The organism is Clostridium sp. (assembly GCF_021372645.1).
Taxonomy (GTDB): Bacteria; Bacillota; Clostridia; order Clostridiales; family Clostridiaceae; genus Clostridium.
Genome location: NZ_JAJFUC010000055.1, coordinates 1 through 4591 on the forward strand (window position 1 = coordinate 1; position 4591 = coordinate 4591).

Genomic DNA, 4591 nt, shown 5'->3' on the forward strand with positions numbered 1-4591 from the left:
CAGAAGAAGTTATAACTTAAAAGAAAAAGTACCAAAGATATTAAAAGACAGATTAGTAATAAATTCAGATAAATTTAATAAGAAAAATGAATGGTCAAGATGGAACGAAATTAATAAAAATATAAAAAGAAAGGTAGGTGAAAATCCTGGTTTATGGTTAGTTAATAGGAAGAAAATACTTAGAATAGTAAGTTTATAATAGCTTTAATGTAAGATAAACTGCCAAAGTACACCTAGTAGGAAAGGCTTTGGTGGATAATAATATTAGGGGCTGAGTAACACTCGCAATTCTGTTGTACTTTATAAGAATATTGAATTATAAAGGCTATATGGAATTTTAGTATAACAGTACTAACCTAAGTAGTTGAATCGTAAGCGTAAAAATTTTGGTACCTATTTGTATATTATTAAATGTATTAAAATATCCCAGTAAGGCAATTATCTTTACTGGGATTAATTTTTATTTCTTATCTTTAATTATCATATTTTTAGGAATCTTATTTGACCAAGGCATAAGATTCTCTAGGCTTTCGCTATCGGATAAATCTATCTTTGATAGATTATCAAATAGGTAAACTAAGTACCGTTCTACAACTAATTTATTAGCCTTGGCAGTTTCAACAATGCTATAAATATTGGCACTAGAAGTTGCACCTTTTGCAGTATTTGCGAACAAGAAATTTTTTCTACCTATAACAAATGGTTTGATTGCTCTTTCGGCAGCATTGTTGTCGACTTCTAAAGAACCGTCTAATACTACATTTTTTAATCCTGGTAAATGCTTTTTAGCATAATCAAGTGCTTTACCTAAAGGACTTCTTGGAAGAGCATTTTGGATTTCTATTTCAATATATGCAATAAATTTATCGATGATTGGTGTTAGCTGTTTAGATCTTACTCCAAATCTAACATCATAATAATTTTTATCACTTGAATAAGATTCTCTAAGCTCTTTTTCGAGTTTATAAATTTCTTCACAATACTTAAACCCTATTATTGCTCTAGAATTTTTTAGGGCTTCTTCATCTAAATCAACTATTATGTTATGAAAGTATCTTCTTATATGAGCTAAGCAGTATACTCTTGTGGCGTTGCTAACAGAATTATAACCATTATAGCCATCGGTTTGCAGAAAACCTTTGAAATCTCCTAAAAAACTTTTAGGACAAGAGCTTGATCTAGTACTCTGATAATCATATAAAATTACCGGACCTGATTCAGTTTCACTCATGTATAACCACATGTATTTTTTAGATTTAGAATCTTTTCCATTATCATTAATTACTTTCAGAGTAGTTTCATCGGCATGTATATAATTTCTATTAAGCAATTCTTTTTTCATATGGTTACATATTGGTTCTAAAGCTTCCGCTGCGGACATAGTCCAGTTACATAGAGTTTGTCTTGAAAGAGTAGCACCCATCATATCAAAGTAAGTTTGTTGCCTATAAAGCGGCATAGCATGTTGATATTTAAGTATAATAGTATGAGCAATTAACTCATTAGAAGCCATACTATTATAAAAAATAGTTTGTGGAGCTGGTGCTGAAATTATATTACTTTCACCGGTTTCTTTTTCGCATGATTTACAAGCATAGCTGTAAATCACGTGTTCTTCAACTATGAGTTTAGCAGGAATATATCTGATAATCTCTTTTCTAGATTTTACTCCAATTTCCGTAAGTGGTTCACCACAATCCTTACAGTTAAGATTATCACCTTCTAATTTGTGTTCTATAACAACTCTTTCTAAGTTTGCTAGATTATCTTTTTTACCTATGTAATTATTTTTCTTAGCTCTTTTATATGTAATTTCCTCTAAAGTAGGTTCTTCTATGTTTGAATCACTAAATTTTTCAGCTTCGTTAAAAAGAGATAATTGGTTTACATCTACTTGCTCACTAGATACTCCAAATATCTTTCTATTTTTATTTGATATAACACCTTTTAAGAATTCTAACTCATTTTTAAGTTTTCTTATTTCTTCATCTTTTGAACTTAATTCTTTATCCTTTTCATTAATTTCATTTTCCATCTTTTCAACTTTTTCAATTAATGATTTTGTCACTTCATCAAGTTCATTGGTCAAAATTTCATGATTCATAACTACCTCTTTAACATCTATTTAATACATTAATTATACCACAAAAACCCTTGAAAATAAAGGGCTTTCAAGGGTTTTAAAGATTGTTATTCAAAAGCAATTACTTGGTTTTATAGATTTAAATTTAGACTTTGTTCTTACTTCATAACCTTTTAAAAGCCAACGTAATTCTTCAACATTTACTTTTATGGCTTCCTCTGTAGTTATTGGCCATTTGAAGCGATTCGCTTCTAAACGGTGATAATATAGCCAAAATCCCTCATCAAAGTGAAGAATCTTTAATTTATCCATTTGCTTATTACAAAAAACAAATAATGCTTTCTCAAATGGATCTAACTTGAATTGATTTTTTACAATCATAACTAATCCATCTATACTTTTTCTTAAATCCGTGTAGCCGCAGGCAAGATAAACTTTTTCTACTTTATCTATATTTAGCATTTTGCCATTAATTCCTTTATTATTGAAGATATCAACAATATTTCATTTGAAGGAATAGATATTTGGGAGTTTCCGATTGTTATTATAACTTCGTTTGCGGCTGATGTTTCATTAGTTTTTATAATGTTTGTATCTTGATTTAAAGATACAGAGTGAAAAATTACAGTTTCCTTATTTATATTTAGTTTTCTTTTAAAATAATGAAATTGACTTTTACTAATATTTTTTTCTTTGCAAAAATCACTTAATGCTATAGTTCCATTATAAGCATAAAATTCGTTTATAGTTTTTTTCCATAAATTATGGTTTGATACTTTCCCCATAAGAAAACACTTCCTTTAAGAATAGAATTTTTCTATATTTTATCAAAGGAAGTGCTTGTATTCTATTTACTAAATTTTTGACGCTTACGTTGAATCCTGTGATACTACCGTCTTATTTAATGGATAAGATGAAAAATTGTAATAGATAGTATGTGTTATTATTTGTTACGGTTTTAGAAACCAGGTAAATAATGTGAAAAGGAAGGGTAATATTATAGGATTTATTATATTCGTACTCATGATAATTGGTTTTTTTACTATAAAAAATTTAACTGAAACAAAAAATGGTAAGATTAATATGTATACTGCAGTAAACTTACAATTAGATGAAATCCTTAATCCTAAATCAACTAACGAGCACTCCATAGAAGAAATTAGAGAACGATTAAATAAGGAGTCTACTAAGTCATCTAAACAACCTATACCATTTTCAAACATTAAAAACATTACTGTAGAAGTAAACTCTGAAAAAATACCAGTTCGTATATATACACCTGAAGGTGGAGATATGTTTCCTATAATTATTTATTCACATGGTGGTAGTTGGATTGCAGGAAATCTTGATACTCATGACAATGTTTGTAGAAAGCTCTCACGGAATACAAAAGCAATAGTTATATCAGTAGATTACCGTCTTGCTCCAGAAAATCCTTTTCCTGCTGCACTTAACGATATATATAATGTACTACAATGGACTAATAAAAATGCAAAAAGTATAAATGGAGATGAAAACCATATTGCTGTTGCTGGTGATAGTGCTGGTGGAAATCTTTCAGTAGCAGTTTGCTTAATGGCAAAAGATAAAAATGGTCCACACATACTTTGTCAGGTATTAATATATCCTTCTACAAACATTTATGAATTAAATACTGAATCTTGGTCTGATTTTTCTAATGATTTCAATATTTCTAAAGAAGAAATGGAAAAATACATTTCATTATATGTGCCACAAAAAGAAGATAGAAAAAATCCATATGCCTCCCCTCTTTTAACAAATGAATTTAATCAATTACCAGATACACTTGTGATAACTGCAGAAATTGATCCTCTTAGAGATGAAGGCGAAGCTTATGGTAATAAGTTAAAGGACACAGGAATCCAATCCAAGGTTATAAGATTCAATGGTGTTACTCATGGGTTTATTACAATGGATAAGATTACGGATAAGGCAGATGAAGCATTGAATCAAATTTCTTCATATATCCAAAATGAGTTTCAACAATAAAAACAGTAGTAAATATTTTTTAAATATCTGAGCATACTATATAATTGTTCATAAAGGAATTTTGAAGGGAGGAATATTAATGGGACATAAAGGACATGAAGAAGAACATGTACATCATAGTAGTTTTTTTAGTTGGATAGGAAGGTTAATTTTGGTTGCAGTTATTTTAGGAATAACATCATTTTTAACACCTGGGTTTAGTATTAATGGGTTATGGTCATTTTTATTAGCTGCAGTTGTAATAACTGTATTAGATTATTTAGTAGAGTCATTTATGGGTGTTGATGCATCACCTTTTGGAAGAGGGATAAAAGGATTTGTTATTGCTGCCGTAATACTATATTTAACACAATTTTTAATTCCTAACATGAGCGTATCTATAATAGGAGCATTATTAGCAGCTATAGTTATTGGAATCTTGGATGCAGTATTACCAGGAAGAGTGATGTAGGAGTTTTATAGTAATAATTTCGTTAATAAAGATGCAATCATTATTCT

General features: G+C 29.1%; 5 protein-coding genes and 1 pseudogene. 3 read left to right on the plus strand and 3 right to left on the minus strand.

The window, feature by feature from the left end:
• Nucleotides 1-199 (plus strand): annotated as a pseudogene (locus LLF98_RS09450) (IS200/IS605 family accessory protein TnpB-related protein); the annotation flags it as partial.
• A gap of 261 nt (nt 200-460) precedes the next feature.
• On the opposite strand, the gene LLF98_RS09455 reads toward LLF98_RS09450, so the two are convergent.
• The 3 genes from LLF98_RS09455 to LLF98_RS09465 form a co-directional block, all read right to left on the minus strand.
• Nucleotides 461-2104: an IS66 family transposase gene (locus LLF98_RS09455; protein ID WP_291702952.1), complete on the minus strand. Its 1644-nt coding sequence runs from the start codon at nt 2102-2104 to the stop codon at nt 461-463.
• 90 nt (nt 2105-2194) lie between these two features.
• Nucleotides 2195-2545: an IS66 family insertion sequence element accessory protein TnpB gene (gene tnpB / locus LLF98_RS09460; RefSeq protein ID WP_291702953.1), complete on the minus strand. Its 351-nt coding sequence runs from the start codon at nt 2543-2545 to the stop codon at nt 2195-2197.
• Complete coding sequence (locus LLF98_RS09465) at nt 2539-2868, minus strand: hypothetical protein (RefSeq protein WP_291702954.1); 330 nt, start codon at nt 2866-2868, stop codon at nt 2539-2541. Before LLF98_RS09465 ends, tnpB begins: the two co-directional genes overlap by 7 nt.
• A 193-nt stretch (nt 2869-3061) precedes the next feature.
• Here LLF98_RS09465 and LLF98_RS09470 point away from each other — a divergent pair, with 193 nt between their 5' ends.
• Both LLF98_RS09470 and LLF98_RS09475 read left to right on the plus strand, forming a co-directional pair.
• On the plus strand, nt 3062-4093 hold the full coding sequence (locus LLF98_RS09470) for an alpha/beta hydrolase (RefSeq protein WP_291702955.1): 1032 nt from the start codon (nt 3062-3064) through the stop codon (nt 4091-4093).
• Nucleotides 4094-4172: 79 nt separating this feature from the next.
• Complete coding sequence (locus LLF98_RS09475) at nt 4173-4544, plus strand: phage holin family protein (protein WP_291702957.1); 372 nt, start codon at nt 4173-4175, stop codon at nt 4542-4544.
• Nucleotides 4545-4591 lie beyond the last annotated feature (47 nt).

What these genes read in the sequence shown, in the direction of transcription:
- tnpB (WP_291702953.1), bottom strand. Translation starts at nt 2,545, where the DNA reads ATGCTAAATATAGATAAAGTAGAAAAAGTTTATCTTGCCTGCGGCTAC.
- LLF98_RS09475 (WP_291702957.1), top strand. Translation starts at nt 4,173, where the DNA reads ATGGGACATAAAGGACATGAAGAAGAACATGTACATCATAGTAGTTTT.
- LLF98_RS09455 (WP_291702952.1), bottom strand. Translation starts at nt 2,104, where the DNA reads ATGAATCATGAAATTTTGACCAATGAACTTGATGAAGTGACAAAATCA.
- LLF98_RS09465 (WP_291702954.1), bottom strand. Translation starts at nt 2,868, where the DNA reads ATGGGGAAAGTATCAAACCATAATTTATGGAAAAAAACTATAAACGAA.